The following is an 18,956-nucleotide window of genomic DNA, read 5'->3' on the forward strand; positions in this document are numbered from 1 at the left end:
TTAGTCCGAACATCTGCGGGCTCGCCTTGGATTCCCCCCTTTTGCCCGGATCATGCATATTTACGCCGTGATTCGGGACACGAAAAGGTCACGAATCGACTTCCCGCCCGCACCCGTCGAAACAGCGCCGATCGAACTCCCGGCCACACTCGTTCTCCGATCCCGCCCAGTGTGAATGTGACCCGACATCTACATATAACGCGTTCCACACTAGGGTGTCGCTGACGAGGTTCTCGACCGTCCGGACGCCGAAGGGGTTTCCATGCTCGATCCAGCGCGCGTACCTGTCATCGTCGGTGTCGGCGACGTACGGTCCGGACGAAGTGGGGTTCCGGCGGGCCCGCGGGAGCCACTCGATCTCATCTCGGAGGCTGCGCAGTCAGCGATCGCCGACTGCGGTGTCGCAGCGCTGCGGTCCCGGATCGACGCGATACACGCGGTCAAGACCGTCAGCTGGTCCTACGACGATCTTCCGGGATTACTCGCGGCCCGGCTGAACCTGCAGGCGCCCATCACCGCGAGCACCTCGCCGATCGGCGGCCATTGGCCTGCTGCTCTTCTCGACCGCATCGGTGACGACATCGCCGGCGGTCGATCGTCGGTGGCACTGCTGGTGGGCGGTGAGGCGCAGGCGACCATGACGGCGCTGCAGAAGTCGGGCACCGATCCGGTGTCGCTCGGCTGGGCAACGGCGCCGGGTGGGCCACCGGCCTTCGATGCCTCCGATCTCGGAAGCCCCGGCATGCAGCGGGCCGGGCTGATCGTGCCGACCCGCGTCTATCCCTTGTTCGAGAATCGCTTCACCTACGACTCGGGCGGCACACCCGAGCAATCCTCGGCGTGGTCGGCCCGCATGTACTCGGCCTTCTCGGAGCTGGCGGCGAAGAATCCGGCGTCGTGGACGTCGACGGTGTATTCCCCCGAAGACATCGCGACCGCCGGACCGAGCAATCGTATGGTCTGTGAACCGTATCCCTTGACGCTCAACGCCATGCCGTTCGTGGATCAGGCGGCCGCGGTCGTGGTGTGCTCCCTGGCGCTCGCCCGCGAACACGGCATCGCCGACGACCGAATGGTCTATCTGTGGGGTGGCGCCGGAGCGACCGACCCGGTGGATGTGCTTGCCCGCAACAGCTTCGGGGCCTCCGCGGCGATGAACCGGGCCGTCGGCCGGGCACTGGCCCAGGCCTCCCTCGAGGCGTCTGCCCTCGACGTCGTCGACGCCTACAGTTGCTTCCCGGTGGTCCCGAAGTTGTTGATTCGCGCACTCGGCCTACCCGAGGACACCGTCCCCAGCGTGACCGGTGGGCACTCGTTCTTCGGCGGCCCACTCAACAGCTACACCCTGCACGCCATCGCCGAAGTGACCCGCCGCGTTCGTGAGGGCGCCGGCCCGGCCCTCGTCCACGGCAACGGCGGATATCTGACGTACCAGCACGTCGTCCTGCTCTCGGGCACGCCGCACCGGAACGGCTACATCGGCACCCCCGAGCCGGAACAGCTCGGTTCGGACACTGCCGAACTCGTCACCGGATACGACGGAGAAGCCGAGATTCTCACGACCACCGTGGAGTACGGCCGCGACGGTGTCCCCGCCACCGGATTCGTCGTCGCACACACGTCCGACGGACGGCGTCTCGCCGGACGCACCGGACCCGAGGACGCAGCCGCCCTGTCGGCGTATACCCGCACTCCCCCGCGGTCGGTGATCGGCCGGACGGTCCATGTCACCGACCGGGACGGTGTGCTGACCGTTCGGTTTCCGACCGGCTAGTCCAGATCGGCGGCCAGTTCCATCCACTGCTCCTCAGCCGCTTCCTTCTCGGCCACCACTTGCTTGAGCTCGACGTCGAGCTTCTGCAGCTTGTCTGGATCCGTCGCTGCCTCGGCCAACTTTTCGTGCAGCTTCCGCTCACGCTCGTCCAGCTTGGCGACCGCACGCTCGAGGCGAGAAAGTTCTTTCCGCGCAGCACGTTCCGCCGCCCCGTCGCGCGCCTGTTTGGGCGCCGACGCACCCGTCGCGGTCGACGCGACGGACGGTGCGCCGACGTCACCCATCGCCGCACGCCGGCGCAGGTAGTCCTCGATGCCGCCGGGGAGGTTGGTCAGCTTTCCGTCACCGAACAGAGCCCAGGTCGTGTCACAGATGCGCTCGATCAGGTAGCGGTCGTGGCTGATGACGACCATCGTGCCCGCCCAGCCGTCGAGGATGTCCTCGAGCTGCTGCAGGGTGTCGATGTCGAGGTCGTTGGTCGGCTCGTCGAGAAGAAGGACGTTGGGCTCGGCCATCAGCACTCGCGTGAGCTGGAGGCGGCGCCGCTCACCGCCCGACAGGTCACCGACCGGTGTTCGCTGACGAGCCGGCGTGAAGCCCAGCCGCTCGGCCAGCTGTCCGGCCGAGACTTCCTTGTCGCCCAAAGTGATCCGCTCCGCGACGTCCTTGACGGCCTCGAGGACCCGCATGCCGATGGGGAGGTCGTCGAGTTCCTGGCGCAACCATCCGATGTGGACCGTCTGTCCCTGGATCCGTTTGCCCGACGCAGGTTCGATTTCCCCGGCGAGCGTGCGGAGCAACGTCGTCTTGCCGGAACCGTTGACCCCGACCAGGCCGACACGTTCACCGGGCGCGAGCCGCCACGTGAGGTCGTCGACGAGCACCCGGCCGTCGGGCGTCTCGAGACGGGCATCCTCGAGTTCGATGACCACCTTGCCGAGCCGGCGCTGTGCGAACGACGCCAAGGCCACGTTGTCGCGGGGCGGCGGCACGTCGGCAATCAACGCCTCCGCGGCCTCGATCCGGTACTTGGGCTTCGACGTGCGGGCCGGGGCACCGCGCCGCAGCCACGCCAACTCCTTGCGAGCCAGGTTACGCCGGCGCTCCTCGGACGCGTCCGCCTGCCGGGACCGCTCCGCCCGTGCGAAAACCCAGTCGTTGTAACCACCCTCGTAGCTTTCGACCCTGCCGCCCACCACTTCCCACGTGCGGTTGGCGACGGTGTCGAGGAACCAACGGTCGTGGGTGACGACAACGAGTGCGCTGCGGCGGGACACCAGGTGCTCGGCCAGCCACTGCACCCCCTCGACGTCGAGGTGGTTGGTGGGTTCGTCGAGTACCAGGAGGTCGAGGTCCTGCACCAGCGCCGCCGCCAGCGCGACACGCCGTCGCTCGCCACCGGACAGTCCGTCGACGGTGACTTCCAAGCCGAGGTTGTCGATTCCGATGCCCGCGAGGACGGAGCGGATGCGGGCGTCACCGGCCCATTCGTGCGCGGCGACGCCGAGCGGTCCGAGAACCACGTCGCCGACACTGGAGCCGGGCGGCAGGACGCCGCGTTGCGTCACCACCGCCATCCGCAGGCCGCCGACCCGGCTGACGCGTCCGGAGTCGGGCGCTTCCACACCGGCGAGCACCTCGAGCATCGTGGTCTTGCCGCCACCGTTGAGCCCGACGACGCCGATGCGTTCGCCTTCCTGTACGCCGAGCGACACCGAATCGAGCAACGGCTTGATGCCGAACGACTTCGATACCTGTTCGAGATTGATCAGATTCGCCATCAGTGCGATCCCTCCGCCGCGTCATTGATTATTCGGGCGCCCGGCACCGGTCCGCTCGCGACCCGCACGGTGCGACACACTCCCGCACCTGCGAGTTCTGCGCTGACACGGACCGCGGCATCCGCGTCAGCGCACAGAAAGGCACAGGTCGGCCCCGACCCGGAGACGATGCCGGCGAGAGCGCCCGCGGCGACTCCGGCGCGCAACGTCCGCCGCAGTCGTGGCTCGAGGGACAGGGCAGCGGCCTGCAGATCGTTGCCCAGCAGCGGCGCGAGCGTTGCAGCGTCGCCCGTCGTGAGCGCATGCATGAGGTCGTCCGCACCGCCGAGCTTCGGTGGTGTGCCGCCGGCACGCAGGCGGTCGAGTTCCCGGAACACCGTGGGGGTGCTCAACCCGCCTTTCGCGAGCGCGAGTACCCAATGGAAGGTGCTGCGCGAGAGAACCGGCAGGAGTCTCTCGCCACGTCCGGTTCCGAAGGCGGTACCACCGTGCAACGCAAACGGCACGTCACTACCCAGTTTCGCTGCGAAAGAATGGAGGTCCTCACGAGAGAGGTCGAGATGCCACAGCGCGTTCAGAGCTACCAGCGTCGCGGCGGCGTCGGCGCTGCCGCCCGCCATGCCACCGGCAACCGGGATGCCCTTGTCGATCGAGATCTCGACGTCGGGACGCCGGTCGGCCTCGACCGCAAGCATCTCGGCGGCTTTCCAGACGAGGTTGCGGCTGTCGGTGGGAACCACGCGGGCATCCTCACCGCGGACCTTCACGGTCAGCGCATCCGCAGGCGCGACCGACACGGTGTCGCCGAGCGAGAGCGCCTGGAAGACCGTGTTCAGCTCGTGGTAGCCGTCGGCACGTTGGTCCCCGACGGCCAGGTGGAGATTGACCTTGGACGGGGCCCGGACGACGACGGGGCGAGGAACGACGGAAAGCACAAGGATAGAGCTTAGGCGCTCGCAGTACGGGGGTGGAAATGCGTGGCACCCCCCGCCCTCAGCTCACAGTCGTGGGCCGAGCTGCGTCGTGAGGCTGCCTCCTCGTGCGAGCGGAAGACGTGTTCGGGCTGTGCGGGCGTCGCCCGACACCTCCGCGGGACGATCGTCGGGATAGCGGAGCTCGCTGGTGAGGGCGGCGGGCGCGTCGAGAAGGTCGTGGGAGACGGTGCCGGCGCCCAACTCCAGCCGGTGCCGGAGCAGCGGAACATTCCCCAGATCGGCGTCGGTCGTCCCGATCCAGATTCCGGCGCGTTCCCCGGTGCGGCCGATCTGTACCCGCTCTCGCAAGACCAGCGTCGACGTCGGTGCGAGGAGCACCGTCGATTCGACCCGGTGCTCGGCGGCGCCGGCCACGACGGTCGGCTCCAGGGCGCAGTCGAGGGTGGCGTCGTCTTCCACATCGACCGACCAGTGTGCCGTCGACACCGTGCATTCCCGGCCGGGCAGCGCCAGGGACGCAGCGACGCTGCGGAGCGACAGCCGCGCCCCCGACAGCACCCGGACGGTGATGTCCCAGTGGTCACCGCCGAGCGGGGTGGCGGCCGTGCCGATCACGTGGACCGTGTCGCGCCCGGTGATCCGGGCGGCGAGCCCGCCGACGGCGGAGATCCGGGGGCTCAGGCCGGGAGTCGCCACGATGGTCAGCGCGGTGCGCACTACCCGTGCACGTCGGCGAGCGTGCGTACCTGCTCGCGCACCCACCGCAGAGCCGGCCCGGACGACGGGTCCTCGGTCAGCGAGATCAGCACGGTGGGCCTGCCCTCACGAACCTGCTCGGCGTCCCGCTGCATCACCGACAGATCGGCACCGACCATCGGCGCCAGATCGGTCTTGTTGATCACCAGCAGGTCCGAGAACGTCACCCCGGGACCGCCCTTGCGCGGAACCTTGTCGCCACCGGCGACATCGACGACGAAAATCTGCACGTCGATGAGGCCGGACGAGAACGTGGCCGTCAGGTTGTCGCCGCCCGACTCGACGAGAATCAAGTCGAGCGGTGGGTTGGTGTCGATCAAGTCGTCGATGGCGTCGAGATTGGCGGTGATGTCGTCGCGGATGGCTGTGTGCGGGCAGCCACCGGTCTGCACTGCGGCAATCCGCTCGTCCGGAAGCACGGCGTGGCGACGCAGGAAATCCGCGTCCTCGGTGGTGTAGATGTCGTTGGTCAGAACGGCGAGGGACAGCTCGTCGCGCAGTTGCCTGCACAGTGCTGCCACCAGAGCCGTTTTGCCCGACCCCACCGGCCCGCCGATGCCGATCCGGACCGGCTCACCCGCTACTCGTGTCCGCTTCGGCCGATCGTGCAGATGATCGTGCGGCTCACCGTCGATGACATGCGGTGGCATGGTTACTCTCCTTACTCAGGGCTGATTCAGTCTTACTCGTCAGGGTTCAGTCGTCAGGACACGAACAGTGGTCGGTCTCGTTCCACGTGGCGCTGGGCGACGACGTCGAGAAGCGGATCGGACACGCTCGCGAGCCCGGTCGCGCAGTCATCGGCGACGTCATCGCACAGATCCGCCAAGGTGAAGGTGCAGGCGGCGACCTGCGCGGGATCGAGCGCGAGCAGCCGTTGCGCGGCGATCGCGGAACCGGTCATGGTGGTGTAGACGACGACCAGCGCCGCCTCACGGGCCGAGACACCGGTGAGACGCCCGACCACTCCGGTCACCACCGGGAGGTGCGGACGCGGTCTTAGCAGCGACCAGTTCTGTTCGGGCCAGGTGGTGCGGGACAACCGCAGCAGGCCCCTTCCCTGTGCGCGGGACGAGGCACGCGCCGCCGGCGACGGGGTGCGTGCATCCATCTCGAGGTCGCCCTGGTCGGTGGAGAGCCGGCCGTCGCACACAGCCGCGGCGATCGACCCGGCGACCAGCCCGGACGCCCGGATTCGCCTGCGGAGGAACGCGTCCATCGTGGGGATGTCGCGGACCAGACCACTGGTGACGGCCTCTTCCATCCCGCCCGAGTGCACATGCCCGCCGGTCGGCAACCTGGAGTCGGCAAGTGTGAACAGATGAGCGAGGCGCATCAGAACAGAAAATAACGTTGTGCCATCGGCAATTCCGATGCCGGCTGTTCCTCCCACACCTCACCGTCGATGCGGACGGTGAACGTATCCGGATCTACCTCGATGCGGGGTTGCGCGTCGTTACGCGGCATGTCGGCCTTACCTCTGGACCGCACGTTCGCGACCGGAACCAGCCGCCGGCCGAGTGCGAGCCGATCGGCCAGACCGTCCTCGAGTGCATGGGGGGCGACGAAGTGCACCGAGGTCGCCGCGGCGGCCCTGGGCGCCGCCCCGAACATGGGCCTCGGCAGCACCGGTTGCGGCGTCGGAATAGAGGCGTTGGCATCACCCATCGCCGCCCACGCGATCATGCCGCCCTTGATCACCGCATGCGGCCGCACTCCGAAGAACGCCGGCTCCCACAGCACCAGGTCGGCCAGTTTGCCCACCTCGACGGAGCCGATCTCCCCTTCCAGCCCGTGCGCGACCGCCGGACAGATGGTGTACTTCGCGACGTAACGCTGGACGCGCTGGTTGTCTGCCCCGTTGTCGCCGGGAAGAAAGCCCAGGCGCCGTTTCATCACGTGGGCGGTCTGCCAGGTACGCATCACTACCTCACCGATGCGCCCCATCGCCTGCGAGTCGCTGCCGATCATCGAGATCGCGCCCAGATCGTGGAGCAGATCCTCCGCTGCAATGGTCGACGGCCGGATGCGGCTCTCCGCGAATGCCAGGTCTTCGGGGATCTTGGGATTGAGGTGGTGGCACACCATCAGCATGTCGAGGTGCTCGTCGAGTGTGTTGACGGTATGTGGCCGAGTCGGATTGGTGGAACTCGGCAGGACGTTCGGGTGTGCGGCCACCGTGATGATGTCCGGCGCGTGCCCGCCACCCGCACCCTCGGTGTGATAGGCGTGGATCGCTCGGCCCGCGATAGCGGCGAGGGTGTCCTCCACGAAACCCGCTTCGTTGAGCGTGTCCGAATGAAGGGCCACCTGCACGCCGGCGGCGTCGGCCACCGTGAGACACGCATCGATCGCGGCGGGGGTCGAACCCCAGTCCTCGTGCAGCTTGAAACCGGACACTCCGCCGCGCAACTGTTCCCAAATCGACTCGGAGCTGACGGTGTTTCCCTTACCCAGCAGGGCAATGTTCATCGGCCAGCCGTCGAGCGCCTCGAGCATCCGTGCGGTATGCCACGACCCCGGTGTCACGGTGGTGGCCTTGCTGCCCTCAGCCGGTCCGGTGCCGCCGCCGACGAGCGTGGTGATGCCGCCGCCGAGCGCCTCTTCCAGGATCTGCGGCGCGATGAAGTGCACGTGGCAGTCGATCCCGCCGGCAGTGAGGATCTTGCCGTTCCCGGCAATGATCTCCGTGGAGGGACCCACCACCAGGTCGGGATGCACCCCGGACATCGTGTCGGGGTTGCCGGCTTTCCCGAGTGCCACGATGCGGCCGTCACGAATACCGATGTCTGCTTTGATGATTCCCCAGTGATCGACGATCACCACTCCGGTGATCACGGTGTCGGGGGCGCCGTCGGCCCGCGTCGCACGGCCCTGCCCCATCGACTCCCGCAACACTTTTCCGCCACCGAACACAGCTTCCTCACCGGCGAGGCCTGGTCCCCCGCTGCGGTCCTCGGTGATCTCGATCAGCAGGTCGGTATCGGCGAGCCGGATACGATCGCCGGTGGTGGGGCCGAACAGCTCGGCGTACCGCGCACGGGTGAGGTCGGTCAAGACGGGTCCAGCTTTCCGGGAGGCGTCAGGTTGAGCCCGTGCACTTCGCGCCTGCCACCGAGGGGCACCAACGAAACAGTCTGCGCGATGCCCGGTTCGAACCGCACTGCCGTGCCTGCGGGGATGTCGAGGCGCAAGCCGTGCGCGGCCACGCGGTCGAAGTGCAGAGCGGAGTTTGCTTGCGGGAAATGGACATGGCTCCCGACCTGTACGGGTCGGTCGCCGGCGTTCACGACCTCGAGCCGCGTGCGGGGCGCGCCCTCGTTGAGCGCTATCACGCCGTCGGCGCAGAACACCTCACCTGGAATCACGGTGTCTCCTATGCAATCGGATCGTGGACGGTGACGAGCTTGGTGCCGTCCGGAAAGGTCGCCTCGACCTGCACGTCGGGCAGCATCTCGGGGACGCCTTCCATCACGTCCGACCGGGTGAGCACTTCACGCCCGGATACCATCAGCTCTGCCACCGAACGTCCGTCCCGCGCCCCTTCGAGGATGTGGTCGGTGATGATCGCGACGGCCTCCGGATGATTGAGCGTCAGGCCCCGCTGCTGCCGCCGGCGCGCGAGTTCGGCGGCGTAGCTCAGAAGCAGACGCTCCTGCTCATGGGGCGACAAGCGCATGTGTCCTCCTGCGGTCGGTGCGTCGCAATACTGCCACGATCTGCAGTGTGGCACCTCCCACGCCTGCGCCGACTATCGTTCTCGTGGCCGAAACACCGATGACACGAAATCGTCACAGCACTGCCCTATCGCGCCGCATGTCAGTTTCAAAAGTCGCGTTCGCGACATCCTGGGGTTTCCCCGCCAGTGCAGCTGCCTTCTGGAATGTGTAGCCGGTGCACTGCACCGCCACACCCCTCGCACCGTCGTCCTAGCTGGCCCGTTGCGCACTCACTTCGCCCGGATCGCCATCGAGGGCGTCGGTTACGAGTACGAGGAATCGGCCACCGGTATCGTATGCGTGGCCACACCAGAATGGCGTGACGCGTCAGGAGATCTCAGATGAGGTGTGGGCTGTTCTGGTGCCGTTGATGCCGGTGCCGGCGGGGCGTTCGCGACCGTGGACGGATCATCGTCTCGCGGTCGAGGGCATGGCCTGGAAGTACCGCACGGGTGCGTCGCTCGCGTACATCAGCACGGGCGACCCTCGGCCGCGACACAGGGGGCTCGGTCGAATCACAAGAATCTGCGAGAAGAGCCGCTTGATCACGGGATCGGCCGCTCGCGGGGCGGGTTGACGAGCAAGGTCCATCTCGTCTGCGACGGCCGCGGGCGTCCGTTGGGCTGGGTGATCACCGGCGGGACATCAACGACACGACGATGATGGTCGCCACGACGATCCCCGAAGGCGATGACCAGATCGGGCACCGCCGGAAGAAGCCGGGCAGACCGATCGAGTTCGGCGACGAGCAGAAGGAGCGCTACAGGGGCCGCAACGTCGTCGAGCGGTGCTTCAACAAGCTCGAGCAATGGCGAGGCATTGCGATGCGCTCAGACAAAACCGCCCGCGCCTAGCGTGCCGCGATCACCCTCGCCGCCACGCTGATATGGATCAACACCGACTTGATTCACGCGGCCCAGCGGACCACTTCGAGCGGCCCCTCCTCGGGCGTCGGCGGCTCGAACCGCTCGAAGTACTCCGTCGCCGTCTGCTCAGTGAGCGGCCAATCGTCCGCCCGCCTGCCGTGTCGGTCACCGACCCGACTTAGGATGGTCTCGAGACTCGTCGCGATGTAAACAGTCTCCGGCAGGATGCCCTGCGGTGCGAGCAATGCGCGAAACTCATCGCGTTGTCGCCGGAACCAGAATCCGAAGTCGAGCACGACATCGTTCCCCGCCGCGACATGGCGCAGCAAGCGCGCCTTCAGGTCTGCTGCCACCTCGGCGACCACTTCGGCGGAGGGCATCGTCGTGATTCCGCGATCCCAGAACTCCACCTCGAACGACAGACGCGTCCAACCCTCGCGCTCCAGGCCCTTGGCGTAGGTGGTCTTACCGGCACCACCTGGCCCGCACATCATCACGACCCGGGGTCGTCGTGTCTTGTTCACTGCCACCGGACCGAGGTTACGCTCCGCCACTGACGTTGAGACTTGCAACGCTCCGCTCATCGATAATCTGGATCAGATCGGACTTGATCCCACACGCCCTAATCGTCAGGGAACGCAAATGAAGTTGGTGAAACCCCCATGTCGGGCGGGCAGGTCGTTGAGTGCTTCGTTGATCTTTTCCAGTGGGAATGTGTGATGCTCGAGGATGGAGAGGTCGAGTTGGCCGGTGCCGACGAGGTCGGCCATGTCTTGAGCTTCGGCGGTGGAAAACCACGCACTCCCGAGGATCGTGAGCTGATTCGTCATCACCGAAATCATGTCCAGCTGAAGGGGTTCCATCATACCGCCGATGTTGACCGCGATACCGCCCCGTCGTAAGGTCTCGAGGGCGTTGAGGTACGCATCGGCCGGAGCCTCGGGGCCGAGGGCGTCGATCACGACGTCGACGCCCTCTCCGTTGTTGTGCTCGCGGGTCCAGCCGCGAAGGTCAGCTGATGTAGCGGGTACGACATGGATGCGGCTGGGGGCGATTCTCCTGACCTCTCCAAGGAGTTCTGTGTTGCGGCCGGTGCCGAACACGCGGGTCGCGCCCATCGCGAGTGCGCTGAGACATGTACCGAGACCGAGGGTTCCGGAGATTCCGTTGATGAAGACGGTCGATCCCGGTCCGACCCCGGCTCGCCTCAGGGCCGAATAGCCGGTTCCGAGATACCCGAACCGGGCACCCCCTTCGAAACTGACCGTGTCAGGAAGCTTGACCAGGTTGCGCTGCGGCGCCGTGAGATACTCGCCGAGCCCGCCGTATGGGTAGGCGTCATAAAGGCGCTGTCCGTTTACGCCGAACGAAAAGTAGCCCATGAACGTGTAGGAGTCGCAGTTCTGGTCCTGGTTGCGGCGACATGCCCGGCAGGACCCGCAGGACAGACCGGGATTGACGTATACCCGATCTCCGACTGCCACGTCCGTTACGTGGCTGCCGACCGCTGCAACGACCCCTGTTGAGTCGAGCCCGAAGGTGGCGGGCAACTTCGGGAGGGGAAGTTGCGGGAACCACTCACTGTAAGAAGCGAGCACATTTGGCAGGTTCGGGACGATGTTGCACGCCTTGACCTCGACGAGGACGTCGGTCGGACGCGGTTCCGGAACGGGGAGTTCCTCGATTTTCATGGGCTGATTGATCGCGTGTAGGCGAGCGACGCGCATGGTCGAGTTCATTGTGTATCTCCTGAGTAGCTGATTGTGGGCCGGATGTGTGCGAGGTAGGGCGGTGCGCCCGCAGCAGCGTGGGTGCGCACGTACCGGGGTTGAAGTCGGTGCCAGACCGCGGTTGGTGGGGGCGGATGTGAGCGGAACCGCCCCCGGAAGCCCGGCGATGTGTGCTGGTGCGCGTCGATGACGCAGGCTACTGCGGCCCCGGCAGGTATCGAGTTTGGTATCAGGCTGGGGAAGAGGAAAGTTCGACGACGAAGTCAGGTTCGGTGGCAGCCCGAACGGCTTCTACGGTCACTCCCGGCGCGAGCTCTCTCAAGACGAGACCGTGGGCTGTGATGTCGAAGACGCACAGATTTGTGATGATGCGTTCGACTACCGCGAGCCCGGTGATGGGCAGGGTGCACGATTGCACGATTTTGAATGATGCGTCCTTGGCCACGTGCTCCATGAGAACGATGACTTTCTTGGCGCCGCCGACGAGGTCCATGCCACCGCCCATGCCCTTGACCATCTTCCCGGGGATCATCCAGTTGGCGATGTCACCGGTCGCGGATACCTGCATCGCGCCGAGGATCGCGACGTCGATCTTGCCGCCGCGGATCATTCCGAAGCTGGTTGCGGAGTCGAAGATCGACGCCCCCTCGCGCAGGGTGACCGTGGCCTTACCGGCGTTGACCAGGTCGGCATCCTCGTCGCCCTCGTAGGGGTATTGCCCGGTTCCCAGCACACCGTTTTCCGATTGCAGCACCAACTCGACATCGTCGGGAACGTAGTTCGGAACCAGAGTGGGCAGACCGATACCGAGATTGACGTAGTCCCCGTCCGACAACTCGGCGGCTGCACGGGCGGCCATCTGTTCCCGTGAAAGACCACGCAGGGTCGCGCCGCTCACCGCCGCTACGTCCGTGGTCACGGTGGTATCACCTGCCGTGGTCAAGGGTGTCGACTTCGGCCGGGGGAGCGTGGTGCGCTTCTCGATTCGTTTGTCGGCGGCTTGGTCGGCAGTGAGGGGCAGCACTCGGTGCACGTAGATGCCGGGGAGATGGATTTCGTCGGGGTCGAGTTCTCCGGCGTCGACGAGGATCTCGACCTCCGCGATGGTGGTCCGTCCGGCCATCGCAGCGAGGGGGTTGAAGTTGCGGGCGGACCTGCGGAAGACGAGGTTGCCGTGCCGGTCGCCCTTCCATGCTCGTACGAGCCCGAAGTCGCAGGTGATGGCTTCCTCGAGTACGTACGGGCGGGTCCGGCCGGCGAAGGTGATCTCCTGGACCGTTTTCGGCGGGCTCTTCTGCACGACTTGGCCCTGTGCATTGAACCGCCGGGGCAGCCCGCCTTCAGCGACTTGGCTGCCGACCCCGGTTGCGGTGAAGAAGGCGGGAATGCCGGATCCGCCGGCCCGGAGTTTCTCGGCGAGGGTGCCCTGGGGAACAAGTTCGACTTCGAGTTCGCCTTGCAAGTATTGCCGTTCGAACTCCTTGTTCTCGCCGACGTAGGAGGCCACCATCTTCCGGATGCGTCCTTCGTTGAGCAGTAGCCCCAATCCCCAGTCGTCGACACCGCAGTTGTTCGAGACCACTTCGAGGTTGTCGACGCCCGTCGTCAGGAGCGCGTCGATCAAGACGCTGGGAATGCCGCACAGGCCGAATCCTCCGACCGACAGAGAATCGCCACTGGCGATTCCCTCGATCGCTTCCCGTGCGGTGCGGACGACCTTGTCCATGACAAAAGACCTCTTCTGTTCGGGTTGGCATCCGATACTTGGGCGCGGTCTGTCGACCACGCCGAGCGTCGGACGCGTAGGTAGGTCATACCTGTGTACTGGCCGGCGTTCGACGAGATCAGTCGAGCCACTTGATGATCGAAGTGAGCGTGTCGGATACCAGGTCGGGTCGGCCGTCGAAGTAGTGTCCGGCCCCGGTGACAGCGAGTAGTTCCTTGCGGGGATGCGGTGCACCCTCATAGAGAGCGGACGCCATAGACGGGAAACATCCGCGGTCGGCGGTTCCATAGGCGACGAAAACGGGCACACTCACCCGCTCGAGGCAGGTGGGGCCGTATCCGTTCGTGTCAGCGACACTCCATTGGGACAGCCAGGATCGCAGGGTGCTGAAACTTCCCAGGGTGACCGGTCGAAGATTCGCCGACATCGGGTCCCCCCACAGCGTCCCGGGTTCACGATCGGAGGCATCGAGGGTGACATCGACGAATCGTGGGTCCGCGCAGGTTCCGTGAACGCGGAACGGCAGGTCCGGCACGTCGGCGCCGTAGCGTTCGGTCAGCTCGGTCAGTTGCGCTTTGACCCAGTCGGTGATGCGGGTCATCCGGCAGGCCTGGGCGTCCCGGTAGGTGGCCACCCACTCCGGATCGAGGGGGACACGGCGACCGGAGAACAGATCCAGCTCGGGATCTCGCCGGAAGGGGTCGTCTTCGCTGATGATCGCCGGGTCGAGCCAGCCCTGGATCAGGTCGGCGCGGCCCGCGTGTGCATTGAGCATCACCAGGGCATCGACCGGCGGGAGTTCGGCGCGGGTGAGGTCCGTGCCTCCGCCACCGGGAGCGTCGCGGATGCTCGGGTTCTCGGCTTCTGCCTGGTACAGGGCGGCCAAACCGCCACCACCGGAGTTACCGACGAGCACGATGCGCTCGTACCCCTCCCCCTCGCGGAGGTGCTTGATGATCGAACCCAGATCGGCCACACAGTTTTCGAGGATGACCTGGGTATCGTTGCCGGCATAGCGGGTGACCACCCCGACCGCATCCAACCCCAGCTCCGCACACGGTGTCAGGGCGTAGTGGCCGACGAAGTTGGAGCTCGGATGGCAGAAGACCAGCACGGTGTCCGAACGCCGGCCCTCGTTCGCGCGTTCGCGGCCACACCAAAGTGTGCCGGAGGCGCGGGCGATGCCGGAGTAGACGTCACCGCCCATCGCGGCCTGCATCGGAACGGGAAGCAACTCACGCATCACTGGGCACCTTCCGTGCGCCTTCTTCCAGATTCGCCCAGGTGAACGGGTATTCCGGATCGACACAGTCCTTGAGAGCTGCGGACAGCTGCAGGGGCCGGTGGGTGTCGATCATCACCTGGTATTCGTCGGCGCGGGCGGCGCCGAGCGCACGTTCGACGTTGCCCGGGTGCGGGCCGTGGATGAACCCGGCCGGGTGGACCGTGATCGATCCGAGCCCGACGCCGGTGCCCTGCCGGGTCTTGGCCTGTCCCTTCGCGTAGAAGAGGACCTCGTCGCTGTCGACATTGGAGTGGAACGGTGGGATCGGTACCGCGTTCGGGTTGTAGTCGAGCAACCGCGGGACGAAGTTGCACATGACGAACCCGGGGGCTTCGAGGATCTGATGCATCGGCGGCGGCTGGTGCAGGCTGCCGGTGATCGGCTCGAAGTCGTGGATGCTGAAGCTCCACGGGTACATGCCGCCGTGCCATCCGACCACGTCGAAGGGATGGTGCTTGTGAACGTTGCGGGTCAACCCGGTACGGGTCCGGACGATGACGGGCACATCCGAGCCGGACACGTCGAGCAGCTCGGTGGGGCGACGGATGTCGAGTTCGCAATAGGGGGTGCCCTCGATGAACTGCCCACGCTCGGACAGGTAGCGCTTCGGCGGATCGATGTGCCCGCGCGCTTCGACGAACAGCAGCCGAAGTTCCTCGTCGCCGCGGACGGTCCACCGATGGATGGTGGAGGTCGGGACGATGACGTAATCGCCTTCGACGATGTCGATCCGCCCGAAAGTGCTCTCGAGGGCGCCGCTGCCGCTTTCGACGTAGGCAAGTTCGTCACCGGTGCTGTTCTTGTACAGGCTGCTGTCTTCGGTGGCGACGGCATAGGAGATGCGGACATCGTCGTTGGACAGCAACAACACTCGGTCCAAGACCGCGTCGCCCTTGATGGGCAGGCTGTGCGGGGTCAGGTGGATCGGCGAGAGCGGCTGGTTCGCGTGCAGGCCCTCGTCTGCGGTTTCGACGGTCTCGATCGCCGTCAGCGCACTCGGCGGATTGCGGTGGTAGAGCAGCGAGGTGTCGCCGACGAAGCCGTCCTCCCCGATCAGCTCCTCCCAATACAGTGAGCCGTCCGGTTGGCGGAATGCGACATGGCGCTTACGCGGAACGTGACCGACTTGGGTGAAGTAAGGCATGGTCTCAGTTCTCCTGCTTGGTGCCGATGAGGATCGCGGCCAGTGTCACGGTGCGGCCGCTGCGATTGCGCCACGCGTGTCGGGTGGCGTTCTGCACGACGAGGTCGCCGGGGTGCAGGTCGGTGGTGACCTCGTTGTCTAGTTCGAGGGTGACGTCACCGTCGAGGACGAGGGTGTAGTCGATGGTGGGAGTGCGGTGCATTCCATTGGGCTCGAACGTTTCGGCAAGCCCTGGTGAATGCGCGAGCTGCTCGGCGACGTATCCGGGGCCGTCGAAGGTGGGCTCGGCCATAGTGGAATCGGGTGGCAGGGTCAGGATGATCAGCCGGGTTTCGCCGACCGCAGGAAGTAGGGACGGCACACCGGGTGCGGGATCGTCGCCGGTGACACTGACCGGCTGCGCCGGGTCGGTTGACCACGCCACCGTCGAGGAGAATCCAGGAAACGATGAAAAGTGGTGTGCGCGTGCAGGTTGACCGTCGGATACGATGATGGAATTGCCGGCGCTGTCGTGTCCGGTGACGACTCTACGCATTTTGGGTCTCCGTGGTGTTGGTGCCGGCCATGGTTCCGCGGCGGACTATATCTGCACCAGTCGAGGCTGTGACCTGGACTTCTGTCGCGAAAGATACCGACATCTGATGCCCTTCGTGTTGTGCGTCATTTACTGCTACTAATATGACAGCGGACACAATCTGTGTAAAACTAGTCTTTCCGACTTGAAAGATTGGTTTTGCTTATGTCGTCTGATTTCACGCTTCGTCAGATCGAGTACTTCGAGGCGGCCGCGCGTCTGGGATCGATCACCGCCGCGGCTCAGGCCTGCCATGCGTCGCAAGCGGCCGTGTCTCTGGCGGTCGCGGATCTCGAGAAGAACCTCGCCGTGCAGCTCCTGGTTCGGCGCAAGGCCAAAGGAGTGGTGCTGACCGACGCTGGTGCACGGGTGCTGTCTGATGCGCGTCGGGTACTCGAAGCCGCAGGCGAGTTGCGGCGTGACGCACACTCATTGAGCAGCACGCTGCACGGCACGCTCACCGTCGGTTGCTACGTGACACTGGCACCGTTCGTCATTCCGCCCGTCCTCGACGAGTTCGCCGCCCGTCATCCATCCCTGACCGTCACCGTCATCGAGGGTGCAGGTGAGGAGATGCGAGATGCGCTCGTCGAAGGGCGATGTGAAGTCGCGTTCCTCTACGCCGACGACAGCAATGCCCCGCTCACCACAACCACCGTCAAAACGACAACCCCCTACGTGATCCTGTCGGCCGAACATCCACTCGCCCATCAGGAAGCGATTTCGTTGTCCGATGTCGCGGATCTTCCGTTGATCATGTTCGATGCCCCGAGCGCCCGCAATGCTGCGCAGATGCTGCGCAGCGAGGGACTGAGTCCCAACATTCGGCACGTAACACCCAACATCGAATTGGTGCGGTGCCTGGTCGCGCGGGGACTGGGATACTCCATCCTCGTTCAGAAGTGGCCGGTCGATGTGAGTTACGAAGGAAAACCTCTCGTCGCCCTGCCGATTCGCGATTCCACCGATGTGCGTCGCGTCGTCCTCGCCTGGCCGGAAGCGGTCAAACTGACGCGACGCGCGGCAACGCTGATCGAGGCGGCGAAGGACCTCTTCTAATGGTCGTACCCGCCTCGAAGTCTCCTGCGATTAATCGGCCTGCCACGTAATTTCAGTCCGGCGTACTGGACACCGATGCGAACTACGTACGGGGGCTATCGCGCAGCCCGAACACGCAGATGAGTATGAGTACGTTGGCTGCAACCATATAGAGACCAATCGCCGTCGAGGTGCCGGTCGCTGCCAAAAGTGCCGTTGCGATGATCGGCGCTATTCCGCCGCCGGCGATGTCGCCGAGCTGGCAAGCAAGGAAGATGCCGGTGTACCGGATCTTGATCGGGAATTGCTCGCTGAGTATGGCAGGAGGACGGCGTAGGTGAGCGCGGTCGGAAGGACACCGAAGATGCTTCCGAGGGCGGCCAAGGCAAGGTTGCCGGTGTTGATCAGCGGGAACAGTATCACTGCTCCGGCAGCGTGGAAGATCCAAGGTGTCCGTCGGGTCGGGTTGACCACGCCACCGTCGAGGAAAATCCGGTGAGCGACGAGAAGTGTTGTGCGCGTGCAGCTCAACCGGTGGATACGGCAATGGAATTAACGAGGCTGTCGTGTCCGGTGACGACTCTACACATGTGGAGTCTCCGTGGTGTGGGTGCTGGTCGAGGCGGCGGTGAGGGAGTGTCGAAGATCCGCGGCCTCGCGGAAGGCCCGCAACTCGCGGGGAATATCGTGGCCGGCTGGTTGATAGAGCACGGCACTGGCGCCGGCGTCCTCCAGTTTGCGGAGCGTGGCGGCGATTTCCGCGCGGGTGCCGGTCATGGTTCCGCGGCGGACCACATCGGCGGTGATGTACTGCCGGTCGATGGCGTTCGGCTCGATGAGGTGACCGCGGTAGATCTCCAGGTGCCGGCGGTGTTCGGGTACTCGGGCGACGGCGGCCGCGTAGCCGGCTGCCTCGGGCATTCCGGCCAGCGGACCGTGTTCACCCATGTGAAGAGCGAGTGAGGCACCCGGTCCTGCGGCGTCGATGGCGCGGGGTGAGTCGATGGGTTCGTCGTCGTCGAGCACGGTGCCGTAGTAGGTCAGGTTGCAGGCACCTTGGTACGGAACTGGGTTGTCACCGTGGGTGGGGTTGGTGACCACACCCGCGCCGAGGCGTTGCGCAACGCCGAAGCCCTTCGGTCCGTGCGCGGCGATCCAGTATGTGACGTCGACCGGATAGCTGATACCTGATGCGGGGCTGTGCATGAGGCTCAGTGTGGTGTCCTCCCATTCGACGTCACGGCCGGCGAGTAGTTCCTTCAATGCCAGGACGTATTCCTCGATGTAGGCCCATCTCGACGGTTTGCGGCCCAGATACGTTGAGCTGGTGAATCCGGCGCCGATACCGGCATCGAAGCGGCCGGGGGCGAGTGTTGCCAGATAGGCGATCAGTGCAGCGTTTGCGGTGAGATGGCGTAGGTGGGGGGTGAATACGGACACGCCCAGGCGAATTGACGAGGTGCGTTTGGCCGCGAAGGCCAGGGTGGCCCCGGTGTCGGCGTATGACACGGGAACGTCGTACACCCACGCGCGTTCGTAGCCGAGTTCTTCGGCTAGCACGATGTGGTCGGGTGTGTTGATGGCCGGCGGGAAAACGCAGTTGATCTCCATGGTGGGATACTCCTCGT

General features: G+C 65.6%; 18 protein-coding genes and 1 pseudogene. 4 read left to right on the forward strand and 15 right to left on the reverse strand.

Annotated features, from left to right (window positions below):
- Window positions 1-262: 262 nt before the first annotated feature.
- Window positions 263-1,774 carry an acetyl-CoA acetyltransferase gene (locus tag CBI38_RS22755; protein ID WP_109332435.1) on the forward strand — a complete coding sequence of 504 codons (1,512 nt, stop codon included), beginning with the start codon at window positions 263-265 and terminating at the stop codon, window positions 1,772-1,774.
- On the opposite strand, the gene CBI38_RS22760 is transcribed toward CBI38_RS22755, so the two are convergent.
- The 8 genes from CBI38_RS22760 to CBI38_RS22795 all read right to left on the reverse strand — a co-directional run bounded on the left by CBI38_RS22760 (window position 1,771) and on the right by CBI38_RS22795 (window position 8,925).
- Complete coding sequence (locus tag CBI38_RS22760; RefSeq protein ID WP_109332436.1) at window positions 1,771-3,555, reverse strand: ABC-F family ATP-binding cassette domain-containing protein; 1,785 nt, start codon at window positions 3,553-3,555, stop codon at window positions 1,771-1,773. The two genes, CBI38_RS22755 and CBI38_RS22760, sit on opposite strands and share 4 nt — an antisense overlap.
- The gene (locus tag CBI38_RS22765) at window positions 3,555-4,490 is read right to left on the reverse strand and encodes a 4-(cytidine 5'-diphospho)-2-C-methyl-D-erythritol kinase (protein WP_109332437.1); all 936 of its coding nucleotides are present in this window, start codon (window positions 4,488-4,490) and stop codon (window positions 3,555-3,557) included. The genes CBI38_RS22760 and CBI38_RS22765 overlap by 1 nt, the downstream gene beginning before the upstream one ends.
- 63 nt (window positions 4,491-4,553) lie before the next feature.
- A complete protein-coding gene (locus tag CBI38_RS22770; RefSeq protein WP_109332438.1) occupies window positions 4,554-5,207 on the reverse strand; it encodes an urease accessory protein UreD in 654 nt (217 codons plus the stop codon).
- The gene (gene ureG, locus CBI38_RS22775; protein WP_109332439.1) at window positions 5,207-5,896 is read right to left on the reverse strand and encodes an urease accessory protein UreG; all 690 of its coding nucleotides are present in this window, start codon (window positions 5,894-5,896) and stop codon (window positions 5,207-5,209) included. The genes CBI38_RS22770 and ureG overlap by 1 nt, the downstream gene beginning before the upstream one ends.
- A 53-nt stretch (window positions 5,897-5,949) precedes the next feature.
- Window positions 5,950-6,582 carry an urease accessory protein UreF gene (locus CBI38_RS22780; RefSeq protein WP_109332440.1) on the reverse strand — a complete coding sequence of 211 codons (633 nt, stop codon included), beginning with the start codon at window positions 6,580-6,582 and terminating at the stop codon, window positions 5,950-5,952.
- Window positions 6,582-8,303 carry an urease subunit alpha gene (locus CBI38_RS22785; protein WP_109332441.1) on the reverse strand — a complete coding sequence of 574 codons (1,722 nt, stop codon included), beginning with the start codon at window positions 8,301-8,303 and terminating at the stop codon, window positions 6,582-6,584. Before CBI38_RS22785 ends, CBI38_RS22780 begins: the two co-directional genes overlap by 1 nt.
- Window positions 8,300-8,614, reverse strand: coding sequence for an urease subunit beta (locus tag CBI38_RS22790; protein ID WP_109332442.1), 315 nt, complete (start codon window positions 8,612-8,614; stop codon window positions 8,300-8,302). The genes CBI38_RS22785 and CBI38_RS22790 overlap by 4 nt, the downstream gene beginning before the upstream one ends.
- 8 nt (window positions 8,615-8,622) lie before the next feature.
- The gene (locus tag CBI38_RS22795; RefSeq protein ID WP_109332443.1) at window positions 8,623-8,925 is read right to left on the reverse strand and encodes an urease subunit gamma; all 303 of its coding nucleotides are present in this window, start codon (window positions 8,923-8,925) and stop codon (window positions 8,623-8,625) included.
- Window positions 8,926-9,133: 208 nt separating this feature from the next.
- Between CBI38_RS22795 and CBI38_RS39245 the strand changes: the two are divergent.
- A pseudogene (locus CBI38_RS39245) lies at window positions 9,134-9,277 on the forward strand (IclR family transcriptional regulator domain-containing protein); the annotation flags it as partial.
- A 347-nt stretch (window positions 9,278-9,624) separates the two neighbouring features.
- Window positions 9,625-9,819, forward strand: a complete 195-nt coding sequence (locus CBI38_RS40620; RefSeq protein ID WP_204164801.1) for a transposase — start codon at window positions 9,625-9,627, stop codon at window positions 9,817-9,819.
- Between the two features lie 53 nt (window positions 9,820-9,872).
- Here CBI38_RS40620 and CBI38_RS22810 read toward each other — a convergent pair whose 3' ends face one another.
- The 6 genes from CBI38_RS22810 to CBI38_RS22835 form a co-directional block, all read right to left on the reverse strand.
- A complete protein-coding gene (locus CBI38_RS22810) occupies window positions 9,873-10,385 on the reverse strand; it encodes a P-loop nucleotide/nucleoside kinase family protein (protein WP_230989927.1) in 513 nt (170 codons plus the stop codon).
- A 75-nt stretch (window positions 10,386-10,460) separates the two neighbouring features.
- Window positions 10,461-11,570, reverse strand: coding sequence for an alcohol dehydrogenase catalytic domain-containing protein (locus CBI38_RS22815; RefSeq protein WP_109332445.1), 1,110 nt, complete (start codon window positions 11,568-11,570; stop codon window positions 10,461-10,463).
- 220 nt (window positions 11,571-11,790) lie between these two features.
- Window positions 11,791-13,287, reverse strand: coding sequence for a 3-oxoacid CoA-transferase (locus CBI38_RS22820; protein ID WP_109332446.1), 1,497 nt, complete (start codon window positions 13,285-13,287; stop codon window positions 11,791-11,793).
- 118 nt (window positions 13,288-13,405) lie between these two features.
- The gene (locus tag CBI38_RS22825; RefSeq protein ID WP_230989928.1) at window positions 13,406-14,530 is read right to left on the reverse strand and encodes an alpha/beta hydrolase; all 1,125 of its coding nucleotides are present in this window, start codon (window positions 14,528-14,530) and stop codon (window positions 13,406-13,408) included.
- Window positions 14,523-15,716, reverse strand: coding sequence for a homogentisate 1,2-dioxygenase (locus CBI38_RS22830; RefSeq protein WP_109332450.1), 1,194 nt, complete (start codon window positions 15,714-15,716; stop codon window positions 14,523-14,525). The genes CBI38_RS22825 and CBI38_RS22830 overlap by 8 nt, the downstream gene beginning before the upstream one ends.
- Window positions 15,717-15,720: 4 nt before the next feature.
- Window positions 15,721-16,140 carry a cupin domain-containing protein gene (locus tag CBI38_RS22835; protein ID WP_204164802.1) on the reverse strand — a complete coding sequence of 140 codons (420 nt, stop codon included), beginning with the start codon at window positions 16,138-16,140 and terminating at the stop codon, window positions 15,721-15,723.
- A 315-nt stretch (window positions 16,141-16,455) separates the two neighbouring features.
- Between CBI38_RS22835 and CBI38_RS22840 the strand changes: the two genes are divergently transcribed.
- Entirely contained in the window at window positions 16,456-17,349 is an 894-nt protein-coding gene (locus CBI38_RS22840) for a LysR family transcriptional regulator (protein WP_109332452.1), read from the forward strand.
- Window positions 17,350-17,910: 561 nt separating this feature from the next.
- On the opposite strand, the gene CBI38_RS22850 is transcribed toward CBI38_RS22840, so the two are convergent.
- Window positions 17,911-18,939 (reverse strand): LLM class flavin-dependent oxidoreductase, encoded by a 1,029-nt coding sequence (locus CBI38_RS22850; RefSeq protein WP_109332454.1) that lies wholly within the window; start codon window positions 18,937-18,939, stop codon window positions 17,911-17,913.
- Between the last annotated feature and the right edge of the window lie 17 nt (window positions 18,940-18,956).

This window comes from Rhodococcus oxybenzonivorans, from assembly GCF_003130705.1.
GTDB classification, from domain to species: Bacteria; Actinomycetota; Actinomycetes; order Mycobacteriales; family Mycobacteriaceae; genus Rhodococcus_F; species Rhodococcus_F oxybenzonivorans.

What these genes read in the sequence shown, in the direction of transcription:
- CBI38_RS22755 (WP_109332435.1), top strand. Translation starts at nt 263, where the DNA reads ATGCTCGATCCAGCGCGCGTACCTGTCATCGTCGGTGTCGGCGACGTA.
- CBI38_RS22760 (WP_109332436.1), bottom strand. Translation starts at nt 3,555, where the DNA reads ATGGCGAATCTGATCAATCTCGAACAGGTATCGAAGTCGTTCGGCATC.
- ureG (WP_109332439.1), bottom strand. Translation starts at nt 5,896, where the DNA reads ATGCCACCGCATGTCATCGACGGTGAGCCGCACGATCATCTGCACGAT.
- CBI38_RS22780 (WP_109332440.1), bottom strand. Translation starts at nt 6,582, where the DNA reads ATGCGCCTCGCTCATCTGTTCACACTTGCCGACTCCAGGTTGCCGACC.
- CBI38_RS22795 (WP_109332443.1), bottom strand. Translation starts at nt 8,925, where the DNA reads ATGCGCTTGTCGCCCCATGAGCAGGAGCGTCTGCTTCTGAGCTACGCC.
- CBI38_RS40620 (WP_204164801.1), top strand. Translation starts at nt 9,625, where the DNA reads ATGATGGTCGCCACGACGATCCCCGAAGGCGATGACCAGATCGGGCAC.
- CBI38_RS22815 (WP_109332445.1), bottom strand. Translation starts at nt 11,570, where the DNA reads ATGAACTCGACCATGCGCGTCGCTCGCCTACACGCGATCAATCAGCCC.
- CBI38_RS22820 (WP_109332446.1), bottom strand. Translation starts at nt 13,287, where the DNA reads ATGGACAAGGTCGTCCGCACCGCACGGGAAGCGATCGAGGGAATCGCC.
- CBI38_RS22825 (WP_230989928.1), bottom strand. Translation starts at nt 14,530, where the DNA reads ATGCGTGAGTTGCTTCCCGTTCCGATGCAGGCCGCGATGGGCGGTGAC.
- CBI38_RS22830 (WP_109332450.1), bottom strand. Translation starts at nt 15,716, where the DNA reads ATGCCTTACTTCACCCAAGTCGGTCACGTTCCGCGTAAGCGCCATGTC.
- CBI38_RS22840 (WP_109332452.1), top strand. Translation starts at nt 16,456, where the DNA reads ATGTCGTCTGATTTCACGCTTCGTCAGATCGAGTACTTCGAGGCGGCC.
- CBI38_RS22850 (WP_109332454.1), bottom strand. Translation starts at nt 18,939, where the DNA reads ATGGAGATCAACTGCGTTTTCCCGCCGGCCATCAACACACCCGACCAC.